The 14,561-nt window shown below is 52.3% G+C and carries 19 protein-coding genes and 1 pseudogene; 9 read left to right on the forward strand and 11 right to left on the reverse strand.

The genetic code is table 11. The features are described 5' to 3' along the window. Positions 1-42 precede the first annotated feature (42 nt). The gene (locus ACQ86N_RS44745; RefSeq protein WP_431212712.1) at positions 43-360 is read left to right on the forward strand and encodes an MmcQ/YjbR family DNA-binding protein; all 318 of its coding nucleotides are present in this window, start codon (positions 43-45) and stop codon (positions 358-360) included. Between the two features lie 44 nt (positions 361-404). On the opposite strand, the gene nadD is transcribed toward ACQ86N_RS44745, so the two are convergent. Together nadD and ACQ86N_RS44755 are read right to left on the reverse strand one after the other, a co-directional pair. Beyond that, positions 405-980, reverse strand: coding sequence for a nicotinate (nicotinamide) nucleotide adenylyltransferase (nadD, locus tag ACQ86N_RS44750; RefSeq protein WP_431212713.1), 576 nt, complete (start codon positions 978-980; stop codon positions 405-407). Beyond that, a pseudogene (locus ACQ86N_RS44755) lies at positions 980-1,206 on the reverse strand (FeoA family protein). Before ACQ86N_RS44755 ends, nadD begins: the two are co-directional and overlap by 1 nt. 152 nt (positions 1,207-1,358) lie before the next feature. Here ACQ86N_RS44755 and ybeY point away from each other — a divergent pair. The 3 genes from ybeY to ACQ86N_RS44770 all read left to right on the forward strand — a co-directional run bounded on the left by ybeY (position 1,359) and on the right by ACQ86N_RS44770 (position 3,804). Beyond that, on the forward strand, positions 1,359-1,799 hold the full coding sequence (gene ybeY, locus ACQ86N_RS44760; RefSeq protein WP_431212714.1) for an rRNA maturation RNase YbeY: 441 nt from the start codon (positions 1,359-1,361) through the stop codon (positions 1,797-1,799). Between the two features lie 143 nt (positions 1,800-1,942). Then, positions 1,943-3,577: a tRNA uridine-5-carboxymethylaminomethyl(34) synthesis enzyme MnmG gene (gene mnmG, locus ACQ86N_RS44765; RefSeq protein WP_431212715.1), complete on the forward strand. Its 1,635-nt coding sequence runs from the start codon at positions 1,943-1,945 to the stop codon at positions 3,575-3,577. After that, complete coding sequence (locus ACQ86N_RS44770; RefSeq protein ID WP_431217850.1) at positions 3,466-3,804, forward strand: hypothetical protein; 339 nt, start codon at positions 3,466-3,468, stop codon at positions 3,802-3,804. The genes mnmG and ACQ86N_RS44770 overlap by 112 nt, the downstream gene beginning before the upstream one ends. A gap of 61 nt (positions 3,805-3,865) precedes the next feature. Here ACQ86N_RS44770 and nadA read toward each other — a convergent pair whose 3' ends face one another. Next, positions 3,866-4,840, reverse strand: a complete 975-nt coding sequence (gene nadA, locus ACQ86N_RS44775; protein WP_431212716.1) for a quinolinate synthase NadA — start codon at positions 4,838-4,840, stop codon at positions 3,866-3,868. A gap of 646 nt (positions 4,841-5,486) precedes the next feature. Between nadA and ACQ86N_RS44780 the strand changes: the two genes are divergently transcribed. The 5 genes from ACQ86N_RS44780 (at position 5,487) to cydB (ending at position 10,816) form a co-directional block, all read left to right on the forward strand. Beyond that, positions 5,487-7,640 carry a peptidylprolyl isomerase gene (locus ACQ86N_RS44780; protein WP_431212717.1) on the forward strand — a complete coding sequence of 718 codons (2,154 nt, stop codon included), beginning with the start codon at positions 5,487-5,489 and terminating at the stop codon, positions 7,638-7,640. Positions 7,641-7,707: 67 nt separating this feature from the next. Beyond that, positions 7,708-8,214, forward strand: a complete 507-nt coding sequence (locus ACQ86N_RS44785; RefSeq protein WP_431212718.1) for a DUF2480 family protein — start codon at positions 7,708-7,710, stop codon at positions 8,212-8,214. Between the two features lie 132 nt (positions 8,215-8,346). Beyond that, on the forward strand, positions 8,347-8,880 hold the full coding sequence (locus ACQ86N_RS44790) for a cytochrome ubiquinol oxidase subunit I (protein WP_431212719.1): 534 nt from the start codon (positions 8,347-8,349) through the stop codon (positions 8,878-8,880). Then, entirely contained in the window at positions 8,774-9,745 is a 972-nt protein-coding gene (locus ACQ86N_RS44795) for a cytochrome ubiquinol oxidase subunit I (protein WP_431217851.1), read from the forward strand. Before ACQ86N_RS44790 ends, ACQ86N_RS44795 begins: the two co-directional genes overlap by 107 nt. 36 nt (positions 9,746-9,781) lie before the next feature. Next, positions 9,782-10,816, forward strand: a complete 1,035-nt coding sequence (gene cydB, locus ACQ86N_RS44800) for a cytochrome d ubiquinol oxidase subunit II (protein WP_431212720.1) — start codon at positions 9,782-9,784, stop codon at positions 10,814-10,816. A gap of 62 nt (positions 10,817-10,878) precedes the next feature. Here cydB and ACQ86N_RS44805 read toward each other — a convergent pair whose 3' ends face one another. The 8 genes from ACQ86N_RS44805 to ACQ86N_RS44840 all read right to left on the reverse strand — a co-directional run bounded on the left by ACQ86N_RS44805 (position 10,879) and on the right by ACQ86N_RS44840 (position 14,545). Beyond that, positions 10,879-11,355, reverse strand: coding sequence for a magnesium transporter (locus ACQ86N_RS44805; RefSeq protein WP_431217852.1), 477 nt, complete (start codon positions 11,353-11,355; stop codon positions 10,879-10,881). Between the two features lie 45 nt (positions 11,356-11,400). Next, on the reverse strand, positions 11,401-11,730 hold the full coding sequence (locus ACQ86N_RS44810; RefSeq protein WP_431212721.1) for a CBS domain-containing protein: 330 nt from the start codon (positions 11,728-11,730) through the stop codon (positions 11,401-11,403). After that, positions 11,727-12,245, reverse strand: coding sequence for a magnesium transporter MgtE N-terminal domain-containing protein (locus tag ACQ86N_RS44815; RefSeq protein WP_431212722.1), 519 nt, complete (start codon positions 12,243-12,245; stop codon positions 11,727-11,729). The genes ACQ86N_RS44810 and ACQ86N_RS44815 overlap by 4 nt, the downstream gene beginning before the upstream one ends. A 267-nt stretch (positions 12,246-12,512) precedes the next feature. Continuing rightward, positions 12,513-12,821 carry a hypothetical protein gene (locus ACQ86N_RS44820; RefSeq protein WP_431217853.1) on the reverse strand — a complete coding sequence of 103 codons (309 nt, stop codon included), beginning with the start codon at positions 12,819-12,821 and terminating at the stop codon, positions 12,513-12,515. After that, on the reverse strand, positions 12,710-13,471 hold the full coding sequence (locus tag ACQ86N_RS44825; RefSeq protein WP_431212723.1) for a hypothetical protein: 762 nt from the start codon (positions 13,469-13,471) through the stop codon (positions 12,710-12,712). Before ACQ86N_RS44825 ends, ACQ86N_RS44820 begins: the two co-directional genes overlap by 112 nt. Then, the gene (locus tag ACQ86N_RS44830) at positions 13,472-13,870 is read right to left on the reverse strand and encodes a hypothetical protein (protein WP_431212724.1); all 399 of its coding nucleotides are present in this window, start codon (positions 13,868-13,870) and stop codon (positions 13,472-13,474) included. After that, positions 13,836-14,324 (reverse strand): iron-containing alcohol dehydrogenase, encoded by a 489-nt coding sequence (locus tag ACQ86N_RS44835; protein WP_431212725.1) that lies wholly within the window; start codon positions 14,322-14,324, stop codon positions 13,836-13,838. Before ACQ86N_RS44835 ends, ACQ86N_RS44830 begins: the two co-directional genes overlap by 35 nt. Before the next feature lie 38 nt (positions 14,325-14,362). Next, complete coding sequence (locus ACQ86N_RS44840) at positions 14,363-14,545, reverse strand: hypothetical protein (protein WP_431212726.1); 183 nt, start codon at positions 14,543-14,545, stop codon at positions 14,363-14,365. Positions 14,546-14,561: the final 16 nt, after the last annotated feature.

Genomic DNA, 14,561 nt, shown 5'->3' on the forward strand with positions numbered 1-14,561 from the left:
ATATTGAAAGTATAAGGGAATATTGTCTGGCAAAGAACGCAAGTGGAAGAGGGGTTTCCGTTTGGAGAGACCGTCCTGGTCTTTAAAGTGAAGGGAAAGCTGTTTCTTTTGGCGCGGCTGGATACTGCCCAGTTGGAATTCAATGTAAAGTGTGACCCCGAGAAGGCTATCGAATGGAGGGAACAGTTCGCGGCGGTTGCACCCGGATATCATATGAACAAGCGGCTCTGGAATACTATTACGATGGATGGAAGCATCCCGTCCCGGACTATAAAAGAGATGATCGACGACTCCTACCGGCTAGTTGTGAAGTCTCTGCCGAAGAAGGATCAGACTGGTTTGACATCCGACCGGCCGTAATGCGAAGGCAAGTTCATAACAATAAACCCCCTTTCCGGGGTTCTTTATAAGTAGTATCTGTTCCTCTCCATTTCAATCCTCACGTTTTCCGGTACCAGATATCGGATGGACCTTCCTTCTTTTATAGCCTTTCTGATCTCAGTGGAAGATATGGGTAGTAGGGGTGCATTTAATATATGGACATCCTTTGCCCCGGGGTAGGGTGAGATGTGCTCGTGTTCCGGCCTCCGGTATACATAGACAGAGTAATTCTTAAGCAGCCACTCATAGTTCTTCCATTTGGGGAGGTTCTGATAACTGTCGCTACCCATGATGACGGAGAACTCGTTGGTCGGGTATTTTTCCTGAAGATAGGTGAGGGTGTCGACGGTGAAAGAGGGCCTGGGAAGTTTGAACTCGATATCAGAGGCCTTGAATCGGCTTTCGCCCTCTACAGCCAGTTGCACCAGATAGAAACGGTGATATTCATTCAGGAGGGAGGCCGAGGGTTTGAGGGGATTCTGAGGTGACACTACAAACCATACCTGCTTGAGATCAGTATGCTGCACCAGATAACTCGCAATCAACAAATGTCCATGGTGGATTGGGTTAAAGGAGCCGAAGTACAGACCAATCTTCATTAGTACCCCTCCTCCATAAAGATCGTGGATGCTTCATCGAGACGAAGGCTCAGGTTATAGCCTGCCACGGTGATGGAAATAGGGTCTCCAAGGGGGCGATCTGCTCTACTTTTATCAGCTCACCGGGCACACAACCCATCTCCATAAGTTTGAGAAATAGTTCGTTCTTTTCAAAAGAATGGATCCTTGCAATGGTTCCGGGCTCTAATTCAGATAATCTCTTCATATTTTTCCCCTGGTGGGGTTATTTATCATTGTACGCTGGGGGCTGTCCTTAACTTTGGCTCACCGGAGTGATCCCATATACTTGCTGGAGGGTGTCCAATGAGCCACCAAAATTAATCTTTGTTATGTCAAATATCCTTACGATTTTCGGAAATGCCTTCACCTTCAACACCTACGATCCAGTTTCACTTCCTTTCCGAGGTTCCCCTAAGAGACAGACTGCGCCTTAAAACTTTCCTTCCTTCTCTGTTCAAAAAAGAAAAAAAACAGCTGGCGGAGCTCCGGTATATCTTTTGTTCCGATGACTATCTTCTCGAGATCAACAAACAGTACCTAAAACACAATTTCTATACTGATATTATAACCTTTGATCTATCCGAAGGGAATCAACCTATAAACGCCGAAATATACATTAGTGTTGATCGTGTTAGGGACAATGCCCGGTCTTTTGGGAATACTTTAAAGAATGAATTACACAGGGTGATCTTTCATGGTGCCCTCCACCTTTGCGGATACAAGGATAAAAGTCAGCAGGATGAAAAACTAATGCGGAAGATGGAGGATCAATACCTTAAATTATACTTTCCGGGATAATCAATGTTTCACGTGAAACAACCCTCCGCGGGGAACCGCAAAATATATCCCGTCAAGCGGCGTTCCACGTGGAACGCCGTTTTACCGGAATTATTCCACAAACCACCCAAGCCGGAAGGCTCCTTTTATGGTAACTTTGCGCCATGTTTCCTCAATATGATGTAATAGTAGTCGGCGCCGGACATGCAGGTTGTGAAGCTGCAGCCTCAGCCGCAAACCTCGGATCCAGGGTCCTTCTTATAACCATGAACATGCAGACCATTGCCCAAATGAGCTGTAACCCAGCTATGGGTGGCATCGCCAAAGGGCAAATTGTTCGTGAAATAGATGCCCTCGGAGGATACTCCGGAATCGTCACCGACAAAAGCATGATCCAGTTTCGCATGCTCAACCGCTCAAAAGGACCTGCCATGTGGAGTCCAAGAGCACAAAGCGATCGTATGCTTTTCGCCGCCACGTGGCGCGGAATGCTCGAACAAACCCCCAACGTAGATTTCTATCAGGATATGGTCAACTCTCTCATCGTAAAAGACGGGAAAGCCTGTGGCGTAATTACCGGACTTGGACACGAGATCCATAGCCGTGCAGTTGTAGTCACAAGCGGAACCTTTCTCAACGGCGTCATCCATATCGGCGAAAAGAGATTTGGGGGCGGGAGGGTAGCTGAAAAAGCAGCCACCGGTATCACCGAACAGCTCGTTAGTTTGGGTTTCGAAAGCGACCGTCTAAAGACCGGTACCCCTCCCCGTATTGACGGACGAAGCCTCGACTACAGCAAAATGGAGGAACAAAAAGGGGACGAGGAAATAGTCGGCTTCTCCTACCTGGACATTCCCAAACCACAACAGCAACGCAGCTGCTGGATCACCTATACCAATCAGACCGTTCACGACATTCTCAAGACCGGCTTCGACAGGAGTCCCATGTATACCGGTCGCATCGAAGGGGTAGGGCCGAGGTACTGTCCTAGTATCGAAGACAAAATCAACCGGTTTGCCGAACGTGACCGGCACCAGCTCTTTATAGAACCCGAAGGCTGGAATACGGTCGAAATTTATGTCAACGGCTTCTCCACCTCTCTCCCTGAAGAAGTCCAAAACCAGGCGCTTCGCCAGGTACCCGGCTTCGAGAACGTCCGCATATTTCGTCCCGGCTATGCCATCGAGTATGACTATTTCCCGCCAACCCAGCTGAAACACTCACTCGAAACCAAGCCCCTTGAAAACCTGTTCTTCGCCGGACAGATCAACGGGACCACCGGTTATGAAGAAGCAGCCTGCCAGGGCCTGATGGCAGGTATCAACGCCCACCAAAAGATCAATCAGCTCGAACCACTCATTCTTAAGAGAAGTGAAGCCTATATCGGAGTACTGGTCGATGACCTGATCAGCAAGGGAACCGACGAGCCCTACCGGATGTTTACCTCCCGCGCGGAGTTCCGGACACTCCTGAGACAGGACAACGCCGACCTCCGCCTCACCGAAACGAGCTATCGCCTCGGTCTGGCGTCGCAGGAAAGAATGGAGAAAACGATCCAAAAACAGCAGGGAGTAGAAAAGATCAAAGAAGTCCTCAAAGACTTCTCACTCGAACCTTCGGAGTCCCTCGAATACCTGAAGGAAAAAATTCAGCCGCGCTGCTTCAAAAACAAAAAGCGCTTCAGGTCCTGCTTCGTCCCAACATCGACCTCAACTCGATGTCAACTGCTATCCCCCGACTCAAAGAAGCGCTCAACGGTTACAATACCGAGACCCTCGAACAAGCAGAGATACAGGTGAAGTACGACGTATATATTGAAAAGGAAAAAGAACTCGTCGCAAAGATGGCCCAGCTTGAAGACCTTCTCATACCCGAAAATTTCAACTACGACCGGATCTCATCCCTCTCCAACGAAGCACTCCAGAAATTCAAAAAGATCAAACCAAGAACACTCGGACAGGCCAGCCGTATCAGCGGCGTCAATCCAAGCGATGTTCAGATACTGATGGTTTTCATGGGACGATAGTAAAACAAAGCCCCACATCTACGATGTGGGGCTTATATAATTGATAATCAACTAGTTATATCTATAGCCCGTATTTTGCGCTGATTTCCAGCATCCTTTCTATCGGTTTTCTCGCCGCAACCATCAGCCCGGGATCCATCAACAATTCAGGCTCTTCATACTTCATACACAGGTATAGCTTCTCAAGCGTATTAAGCTTCATATGCGGGCAGTCATTGCACGCACAGTTGTTGGTAGGGGGAGCGGGTATAAAGCTCTTCTGTGGGGACGCCAGCTCCATCTGGTGAAGGATGCCGGCTTCGGTGGCAACAATGTATTCCTTCGAGTCGTCTTTCTTCGTATAATTGAGAAGCGCCGTCGTGGAACCTATAAAATCCGCCAGCCGCAATATCGGTTCTTCACACTCGGGATGCGCGATCAGTTTTGCTTCCGGATGACGGATCTTTAGTTTCGTGATCTTCTCCAGGCTAAAGATCTCGTGTACCATACATGCTCCATCCCATAAAAGCATATCCCGCCCGGTCTTCTTTATCAGGTATGCCCCGAGGTTGCGGTCGGGTGCAAAAATGATCTTCTGCTCTTTCGGTATACTTTCCACGATCTTTTGTGCGTTGGAAGAAGTGCAGATAATATCGCTCAGCGCTTTTACCTCTGCGGAACAGTTGATATAGGAGATTACAATATGATCCGGATGCTTTTCCTTAAATGCCCTGAACAAATATCCCGGCGCCGAGTCCGCCAGCGAACAGCCCGCCCTGAGATCGGGAAGGACGACCTTTTTGTTGGGATTGAGGATCTTGGCGGTCTCCGCCATAAAATGGACGCCGGCGAAAACGATCAGATCGGCAGTGGTCTTTTCCGCCTGCTGCGCCAGGCCAAGGCTATCGCCGAGATAATCCGCGACGTCCTGGATATCCGAATTCTGATAATAATGCGCAAGGATGATCGCATTCTTCTCCTTCTTCAATTTTTCGATCTCGAGAAAGAGATCCAGCTCAGGCGAAACGGATACATCCAAAAAGCCGTTGCTGGTCAAATTCCTTTTCGCTGTTTCAATGTTAATATCTGCCATAGTATTTAATAATAAATATTTTATAAAAATAATCTACTACTATTATCTCGGTGGATTCGTGGATAACAATTTCGTAACACAGCTTGAAATTAGAAAACTACGTAGTTATTCACCGTATTCCACATTTACTTAACAATCGTATCTCCTTTTTGGATGCCTGTTTTGGCCGCTTTTCCACTTCTGTGGATGAAAAAGGGCTCCGGAAAACTATTTTGATGCTCCTATGTCAGCTGCCGTGGAATAAACCTTGAATTGTACACCGCCTCTCTCCCGCCATCCGACCCAACAAAAGTTGTTTTCCATCTATCCCCCGAATCCGAGCCGGCAAAAACCGGCTTTTCCACCGGTTTGCAAAGTTATTCATAACTGCCTGTTGATTACAGTTTCACGCAAATGTTTCACAAACTCTTCAAAAAGCCGCCAGTGCACTCCCGTCTGCTAAATTTCATACCGTCCTGCCTTTAAAACGCTGAACAGAAGCCCTTTTAACACCCTTTTCCACATTTTGTTCATAATACCAATTCCCCTATCTTCGCCATCCATTTTGCCCCAAAATACCATAATATTATAATGCAGGGGTGAGATGTAAAATAATCGAAGCAACTAGTCTATGTCAATTATTCAGCAAATACGGGAGAGAGCAGCGTGGTTAGTTTTTGGTGTAATCGCCTTGAGTCTGATCGGCTTTATCTTCATGGATGCCCGTACTACCCGTCTCTTTAGCGGTAACAAATCGTCGGATGTTGGTTCTGTCAATGGAAAAAACATCGGGATCGCAGATTTCCAGCGCCAGATCACGTCGGCCGAAGAGCAGGCCAAGATGCGTGGCTATCCCATGAACGAAGCCATGCAGCAGAATGTAAAAGAGTCCGTCTGGAGACAGATGGTGGAAGACGCGCTACTCACTGACGACTATGCGGCCCTGGGCCTCGACGTCAGCGACAAGGAAGTAAATGATATGCTCGTCGGCGCCAACGCTATCCCCGATGTCAAGAGGGCCTTCACGGATCCCAAGACCGGAATATTCGACAATCAGGCAGCTGCGGCTCAGATCAACCAGCTGAGGACCCTTTATAAATCCGGACCCAAACGTAGCGCGGACAACCAGCGTTATGAAGCGGCCCGCAGCTTCTTCGAAGAATCTGTTCCCCAGATCATCAAGATGCGTCTCCGCGAAAAATATATGGCCCTGATGGCGAACAGCTCTTACGTTCCGAAATGGATGATCGAAAAGGCGAACGCCGACAATAGCCAGATCGCGAAAATATCTTACGTCAATACTCCTTACTTTACGGTTTCTGACAGTGCTATCAAAATATCGGACGGAGAGATCCAGGACTATATCAGCAAACACCAGAGTCTGTACAAACAGGAAGAGAGCCGTAGTATCGCCTACGTGACCTTCGATGCTTCCGCCAGCTCAAAAGATTCGTCCCGCCTGAAAGACCAGCTCTCCGAGCTCGCCGCTCAGTTTGCAAAAGCGGACGATCCCCAGGCCTTCCTGAACCGCGTCGGAAGCCAGCAGCCCTATTTCGACGGCTACATCGGAAAAGCCCGGATACAGGTTCCAAATAAAGACTCCATCTTCGCCCTGCAGAAGGGACAGACGTACGGCCCCTATCTGGACGCCGGCAGCTATACGGTCGCAAAACTCATAGATATAAAGACGCTTCCCGATTCCGTTCGCGCGCGCCATATCCTGGTTGCAACGACCAACCCCCAGACAGGCCAGCCCATTATGGATGATAGCACCGCGAAAAAGAAGATCGACAGCATCAAGACCCTGCTCGCAAAAGGCGAAAGCTTCGACAGCGTCGCCGCCAAACTTTCCGACGACCCCGGTTCCAAGGAAAAAGGCGGAGACCTCGGTTATTTCACCGCAGACCGCATGGTAAAGGAATTTGCCGACTTCTGCTTCAACGGCAAGAAGGGTGAAAAAGGCGTCGTAAAAAGTCAGTTCGGATACCATTATATAGAGATCATGGATCAGAAGGATTTCGAACCTTCTTACAAGATAGCTTACCTGAGCAGGAAGATCGAACCAAGCCCGGAAACCGACCAGGCAGCGTCCGGTCTCGCCAGCCAGTTCAGGGCTGAAAGCACCGACGCCAAGGCATTCGACCAGAATGTGGAGAAAAGCCATCTGCAGAAATTACTGGCTCCCGATATCACTCCCGCCGAATACACAATTCCGGGACTAGGTACCAAACGCGAGCTGGTCAAATGGATCTATGGCGCCAATCTCGGAGAGATCTCCGATCCTTATCCGGTGGAAGACAAATATGTTGTCGCCATCGTAACCGAGATCAATAAGGAAGGGACCATGTCGCCTGCCAAGGCAAGAGCCCAGATAGAGCCGATCCTGCGCAACCAGAAGAAGGCCGAACAGATCGCCAAAAAACTCGGCAGCCCCGCTTCCCTCGATGCGGTAGCCAGCGCGTCCGGCCAGCAGATCCAGACGGCCGACAGCCTCCGGTTCAATTCTCCCTACCTGCCCAACGGCGCCGGCCAGGAACCCAAAGTGATCGGCACCGCCTTCGACAAACAGCTGGCCGGCAAGCCCGTTTCCCCAGCGATCAGCGGAACCAGCGGAGTATACTTTGTCCGGGTAGACAATGTCAGCGCACTCTCCAATGCGGAAGCCGACATCCAGCAGCAACGCTTCATGCAGGAACAGCAACAGCGCTACGGAGTGCAGAACAGACTGATCGACGCACTCCGCAAGATTGCTACGATCAAGGACAACAGGGGTAATTTTTACTAAAATTTCTTCCGCATAAGTCTAAAGACCCCGCAACCCGCGGGGTCTTTTTTTGTTATATCTTTGTACTGTGAGCGAAGAGATCATCAATAAAGTGGCACAAAGCGGGTTACTCAACCTGGACCTCGAAGATTACTATCCCCGGGAAGAGATCGTCGTCTTCGACCTGAAGCCTCTTTTGTTCATGGAGATGATCCTGAAAGAAAAAGATTTTCGCGCCGCGCTGCAGTCCGTCGACTGGGCGTCCTATCAGGACAAGATACTCGCCGTCACCTGTACGGCGGACGCCATCATTCCCGCCTGGGCCTATATGCTCGTTGCCGTGGCCGCTGAACCGTATGCAAAAAATATCGTGTTCGGCGACAGACAGGCCGCCCTGCAGCAGGCTCTTCTCACCAACCTTCGTTCGATAAATATCAACGAATTCATTGATAAAAGGGTTATTGTAAAGGGATGCGGAGACCTCTCCATAGAAGGCTTTGCCTATATGGAAATAGCAAGGCTCCTGCGTCCCGTGGTGAGAAGCATTCTATATGGCGAGGCATGCAGCAATGTCCCCGTATACAAAAAGAAATAACGCCTGCTTCGCCGAATCTAATGTCCGCTGCGCGCATGGCGCCTGCGGGGTAAAGTCCGCCAGGCGCGTGGCGCCGACGGGTAAAGTCCGCTGGTGCGTAATTGCCTCCGGCGGCGATAAACCGGAAAAGCTATGGATGTCGAAATTTTAGCCAGAGTACAGTTCGCCTTCACTATTGGTTTTCACTACATCTATCCCCCTCTCAGCATTGGTCTGGGACTAATGCTCGTCATCCTCGAAGGCCTCTACCTCCGCACAGGCAACCGCATCTACGAAATGGCCGTCCGCTTCTGGATCCGCATCTTCGCACTCATCTTCGGAATCGGCGTCGCCACCGGGATCATCATGGAATTCGAGTTCGGTACTAACTGGGCTACTTATTCGAAATATGTCGGCGATATCTTCGGCAGCGCCCTGGCGGCGGAAGGTATCTTCGCCTTCGCCCTGGAATCGGGATTTCTCGGGATCCTTATCTTCGGCTGGAACCGCGTCGGACCGCGCGTACATTTCTTCTCGACCATCATGGTCTTCTTTGGTTCGCTCTTTTTCCGCGGTATGGATCGTAGTTGCCAACTCCTGGCAACAGACGCCGGCGGGTTTTCATATCGTCGGCGAAGGCCTCAACGCCCGGGCAGAGATAACCGATTTCTGGGCAATGGTCTTTAACCCTTCCAGCGTAGACCGCATGCTCCATGTATGGGTCGGCGCCATACTCGCCGGGGCCTTCATGGTCCTCAGCGTGAACGCCTGGTATCTCCTCCACAAAAAACACGAAGAGATCGCCCGCCCGACATTCAAAATATCCCTGGTCGTAGTGACGATCTTCTCGCTGATGCAGCTGTTCATCGGCCACCGCAGCGCCGACGGCGTATCCCGCTACCAGCCGGCCAAGCTCGCCGCGATGGAAGGGCATTTCGACAGCTCGGCCCGGGCCGATATGTACCTTTTCGGCTATGTCGACAAGAAAAACGAGACTACCAGCGGAGTAAAGATCCCTGGCGGACTCTCCTTCCTCGTTCACGGCGATTTCCAGGCGCCGATACCGGGGCTCCGGGCTTTTAGACCCGAAGACCGCCCCTCACAGGTCAATTCGGTATTTCAGTTCTATCATCTTATGGTTGCCGCGGGCGTCGCAATGATCGGCCTATCCCTTCTCGGTTGCTGGCTCTGGTGGAGGAAGAAACTGTTCGAGTACCGCTGGCTGCTCTGGGTATATGCATTCAGCGTGCTCCTGCCCCAGCTAGCCAATCAGGCGGGCTGGTTTACCGCTGAGATGGGAAGGCAGCCCTGGGTGGTATACGGATTGCTCCGAACCTCGGACGCCTTGTCCCGCGCCGTCACGGCCAACCAGATCATCTTTTCGCTGATCCTTTTTACCATTGTCTATATCGTACTGTTTGCCCTCTTCCTGTTCCTGCTCAACCGGAAGATCCAGCACGGACCCGTAGATTATGGAACGAAAGAGGAGATAGAATCGGGAGCCCGGCGGGACAATCCGCTGCTGGAACACGAACCGGCCGGAGAACATTGACCGGGTGTCCAGCCGGACGGACCAAAAATATTGAATATGGAAACATTCCTCGGACTTGACTACACGACCTGGTGGTTCCTCGTTTTTGGCGCGGTGATCAGCGGATATGCCATCCTCGACGGTTTCGACCTCGGGGCCGGGTCGCTCCACCTCTTTCTGAAAAAGGAACAAAGCCGCCGGATCGCCATGAACGCCATCGGGCCCATCTGGGACGGCAACGAGGTCTGGCTGGTCATCGGCGGCGGGGCGCTCTTTGCCGGATTCCCAGTAGCCTACGCCGCAATATTTTCCGCTTTCTATGTTCCTTTTATGGTTTTTCTGGTCGGCCTGATCTTCCGCGCCGTGAGTATCGAATTCCGAAGCAAGGAGCCCTGGCCCTGGTGGAGGAAGTCGTGGGATATCGTCTATTGCGTCGCGTCCATCGTCATCTCCCTCTCGCTGGGACTCATGCTCGGCAATGTCGTGGAAGGACTGCCACTCGACGAGCACCAGGAGTTTGCAGGCAGCTGGCTCTCCTTTTTCAATCCTTTCGCCATACTCGTCGCGATCACCACGCTCGCGCTGTTCATGATGCACGGCGCCATCTTCCTTACGATGAAGACCGAGAACCGCCTCTTCGTAAAACTGCACGTCCTGGCCAATAACTTTATCGTCTTCTTTGTCGTGAGTTTTGTGATCACCACCCTGTACACCCTGCTCTATATTCCACACCTGAGCGACTTTTTCAAGGGACATCCGGTGTATTTCATTATCCCGCTGCTCATGACGCTGTCCATCGCCAATATTCCGAGACAGGTGAAAGTCGGAAAATACCGGTATGCTTTTGTCAGCTCGGCGGTCACTATCGCGCTGCTGCTGATCATGGTGGCACTGGAGGTTTTTCCGTATCTGCTTTACTCGCCGCTGCGGCCGGAGAACAGCATTACCATCTACAGCGCTGCGTCTTCCGCGCGGACCATGCATATCCTGCTGATCATGGCGCTGGTAGGAACGCCCCTCGTGGGGCTATATACTTCCTTTGTTTTCTGGACTTTTAAGGGGAAAGTCAAGCTGGATGAAATGAGTTACTAGTCGATCGGGGCCTCGGGCCCGCATGGTGCCGGCGGCAGTTCACGTGACCCGGCGGCAGGACGCTAGAGCAGCGTCCCCCGCATAACAATATAAGCGACCGTGAAGTAAATGATCAGTCCGGTCACGTCCACCAGCGTAGCCACAAAGGGCGCCGAAGATGCCGCCGGATCTGCGCCTAATTTTTTCAGTAACAGCGGCAGCATACTGCCCGAAAGGGTCCCCCACATAACGACGCCGATCAGCGCTAAAAACACGGTGGATGCAATGGCCAGATAGTGCGGGCCATAGTCGTAGAAATGAAACTCCTGCCAGAAGAAAACACGCAGGAATCCGACGACGCCAAGGATAGTGCCCAGCACCAGCCCCGAAAGGATCTCCCTGCGGACTACCCGCCACCAGTCGCGGAAATTGATCTCCCCGAGCGCCATCGCCCGGATGATAATGGAGGAAGCCTGGCTGCCGGAATTGCCCCCGCTGGAAATGATCAGCGGGATAAAAAGGGCCGAGGACCACGGCCTTGCTGATCTCTCCTTCGAAATGACCCATTGCGGTCGCCGTCAGCATCTCGCCAAGGAAGAGGATGATCAGCCAACCCGCGCGCTTTTTATCAGGCTGCCGAAAGAAATGGTGGTATAGGGTTCGTCGAGCGCTTCGGAACCCCCGATCTTCTGTATTTCACGGGTGCCTTCGGATTCCGCCAGTCTCAGGACGTCGTCCAGCGTAACGATGCCCAGCAGGACCCCGTTGTCGTCGGTCACGGGCAGCGCGTACCGGCTGTTATTTCGGAAGACCTTGATGGCCTCCTTCTGCGCCGCGTTTACGTTGAGCGCTATGAACTGGTAGTCCATGATCTCGGCCACGAGCGTGCCAGGGTCGACGATCAGAAAATCCTTGATATTGATATCATCGATCAAAACCCCTTTTCATCGACTACGAACAGCCAGTTGAGCGTCTCGGTCGCCTGGCCGCGTTTCCGGATTACGCCAAGTACGTCCTGGCAGGTCTCGTTGGTTTTTATGGACACATAGTCCGGCGTCATCAGCCGGCCCACGCTGCCCTCTTCATAGCCCAGCAGTTCCAGCGTCTCCGCCCGCCGCTCGGGGGTCAGGACCTTTAACAGCTCTTTTACATAATTACCCGGCAGCTCTTCCAGAAATGCGGTCCGGTCATCGGGCTGCATGGCGTTGAGCAGCTCGGCCGCCTTTTCTTCCGGCAGCGCCTTGATGATGATCTCCTGCTTGCTCTTGCGGAGGAACTTGAATGCCTTCGCCGCGTGTTTTGGGTCCAGATGCTGGAACAGCTTCACGGCCCACTGCGTATGTCGGTTGGTGAACTCGGCAATGTCGCGCGGGGTTAGCTTGTTCAGCTTGACAAAATCGGTGATCTTATTGTGCTGGAGCAGGTTTTTGATATCATTCAGGTTGAGCATAGGTCAAAAATAACGATCCCGGGCGTTCTGGCAAACTCTCTTCCATGGCTCAACTACACCAGGTTCGGGGGTCAGTCGCCCGGCACGTCTCCGCGATTCACGCCCGCGAAGAAAGCCTACTGTCCCGCGGTTTCACGCGTGGTTCACCATCCCTGGCGGGAAGCGCGGGGTAACGGTTCACGCGTGGTTCGTGGGTCCCGCGCCCGAACCTCCCCGGCCGGACGGTGGGACACACAGGGGACGGTTCACGTGGTTCACGTCTTCAACCTATGGAGAAAGTAACCCGTCGGAATAATGTAAGATCAGATCCGGACCCGCCACAAGATCCACAGACAACAGATTCACAGGATTGGGATTCCCGGCAGTAGTAAAATGCGGCATCCCGCCGCTATACGAAACGATCAGGTCGCTCCCTTGTACACGCTGTACACTGGCGGGGAACCGCGAAGAAAAGTAAGTCCCTTTTATGAACTGATTGGCCAGTAGCTGGACCACCGCGCTGTAACTGGCCGAGTCGATCGCGCCAACACTATCATATCCTGCATTGCGGAAGGCGTTATTGTTCGGGGCCAGCAGTGTATAGCTCGCTCCGCCCGGCAGGATGGCCGAATCGTAGAAATTGGTCCGGTAGATAGCCGCGGCAAAAAGCTCAGGCTGGTATCCTGGAACAACAGCTCCGGAAGGGAGTCTACCGGCGGCGTCAGCGTGGAATTGAGGAAATATACCTTCGCCTTACCCACCTGCCGCGGAGTGCCAGAGGCGGTATAGGAAGTGGTGTTGAATACGATAACCCCGCCCAGACGTTCCGCATAAATGGGCGAGCCCAGCAGGGTAGGATTGGCCGTCAGCGTGCCGCTGTCCGCAGCCAGCCCCGAAGGAAGATACTGGTACCGGAGTAGCCGGTCGGCTACCGCGGAGCTCGCGGAGTCGATTATACTTTCGGGGTAGCCTGCCTGCCGGAGCGCATTATTGGTCGGGATCAGGATCGTCGCGGAATCGTCGGCCAGCAGGGCCACGTCATTGCCCCGCAGCAGCAGGTGGTGGAACAGGGTCAGGCTGGTATCCGTATTGACCAGCGTCTGCAGCGGCGTATTGGGATTGTTGACCGTAGACGACTTCGTCTTCGTACAGGCGATCACGCCCATAAAAAACAGGACGATGAGCATCCAGGCCATCCAGCCGCCGGCCCGGGGGCCGCCAGCACCTATGACGGAAAAATTCTTCATTTACAGTTTTTCGTACAGCGCTCTCAGCCGGTCGCGGGTCATGATCTTCTCCCAGTCCTTTCCGAGGGCGTTCTCCCACAAAGGCTTCATCACCAGAGAAACGTCAATCATCGTATTGAATTGTTCGTCGGTAAGACCTTTTGTGATGTGCTGGGGGATATCGATCTTGTTTTTTTCCACCATCTTTTTGAACTCGTAGACACCAGCCGGATAGAATTCCTCCAGCTTGTCAAAAACGATACAGTTGCCGATGCCGTGCTTGGTTCCCAGCAGATAAGCCAGGCCATAGCTGACCGCGTGCGCCACCCCTACCTGAGAATAGGCAATGCTCATGCCCCCGGCATAGGAGGCCATCATCAGCTTGTCATCGGAATCGGCGTCCCATACGTCCTTGTTCACATAGACTTCCCTGGCAGAGCTGCAGGGCCTTTTCACCGTATGACTTGGAAAACTCATTCAGATAGGTGCCGGTCAGGCTTTCGATACAATGGATATAGCAGTCCATACCCGTATAAAAACGCTGATTGACAGGGGCTCCCGCCGTCAGTTCGGGGTCGAGGACGATCTGGTCGAAAGGCGTATAGTCGGAGTTCATCCCAAGCTTCTTGGTCGGGCCGGTCAGGACGGTCGTACGGGATACTTCTGCCCCCGTTCCGCTAAGTGTCGGGATACCAACCTTATAAACACCGGGAAGCTTTACCAGGTCCCAACCCTGATAGTCTGCCGATGAACCGGGATTGGTCATCATCAGCGAAACCGCCTTGGCCAGGTCCATAGCTGAGCCACCTCCAATCCCCACGATGCCGCTGACGGTCCCAAATTCCTGTTTCAGCTGGGAAGCCAGCTTGTCCACATAAGAGGTCTTGGGTTCATAGGTGACGTCGGCAAAGATCAGCTGGTCCTTACCCCGCAGCGGGATGCGGCGGACCAGAGGACTATTTTCAAAAAATGATCGAGTAAAAAAACCATCGGAGCATCCCCCTTGCGCTGGGGTGTCAGAATTTCATCGAGCTGGTTGAAACATCCCCTGCCATAGACCACATATCCTACCATCTTAAAATTACGGTGCTTCATAAAATATTAAAATTGA

The organism is Puia sp. P3 (genome assembly GCF_050632245.1).
Classification (GTDB): Bacteria; Bacteroidota; Bacteroidia; order Chitinophagales; family Chitinophagaceae; genus Puia.

Excerpts from the sequence above, each read along its gene's own strand:
- cydB (WP_431212720.1), top strand. The coding sequence starts at position 9,782 with ATGGAAACATTCCTCGGACTTGACTACACGACCTGGTGGTTCCTCGTT.
- nadD (WP_431212713.1), bottom strand. The coding sequence starts at position 980 with ATGAAGATTGGTCTGTACTTCGGCTCCTTTAACCCAATCCACCATGGA.
- mnmG (WP_431212715.1), top strand. The coding sequence starts at position 1,943 with ATGTTTCCTCAATATGATGTAATAGTAGTCGGCGCCGGACATGCAGGT.
- ACQ86N_RS44825 (WP_431212723.1), bottom strand. The coding sequence starts at position 13,471 with ATGAAGAATTTTTCCGTCATAGGTGCTGGCGGCCCCCGGGCCGGCGGC.
- ACQ86N_RS44780 (WP_431212717.1), top strand. The coding sequence starts at position 5,487 with ATGTCAATTATTCAGCAAATACGGGAGAGAGCAGCGTGGTTAGTTTTT.
- ACQ86N_RS44840 (WP_431212726.1), bottom strand. The coding sequence starts at position 14,545 with ATGAAGCACCGTAATTTTAAGATGGTAGGATATGTGGTCTATGGCAGG.
- ACQ86N_RS44815 (WP_431212722.1), bottom strand. The coding sequence starts at position 12,245 with ATGCTCAACCTGAATGATATCAAAAACCTGCTCCAGCACAATAAGATC.
- ACQ86N_RS44790 (WP_431212719.1), top strand. The coding sequence starts at position 8,347 with ATGGATGTCGAAATTTTAGCCAGAGTACAGTTCGCCTTCACTATTGGT.
- ybeY (WP_431212714.1), top strand. The coding sequence starts at position 1,359 with ATGCCTTCACCTTCAACACCTACGATCCAGTTTCACTTCCTTTCCGAG.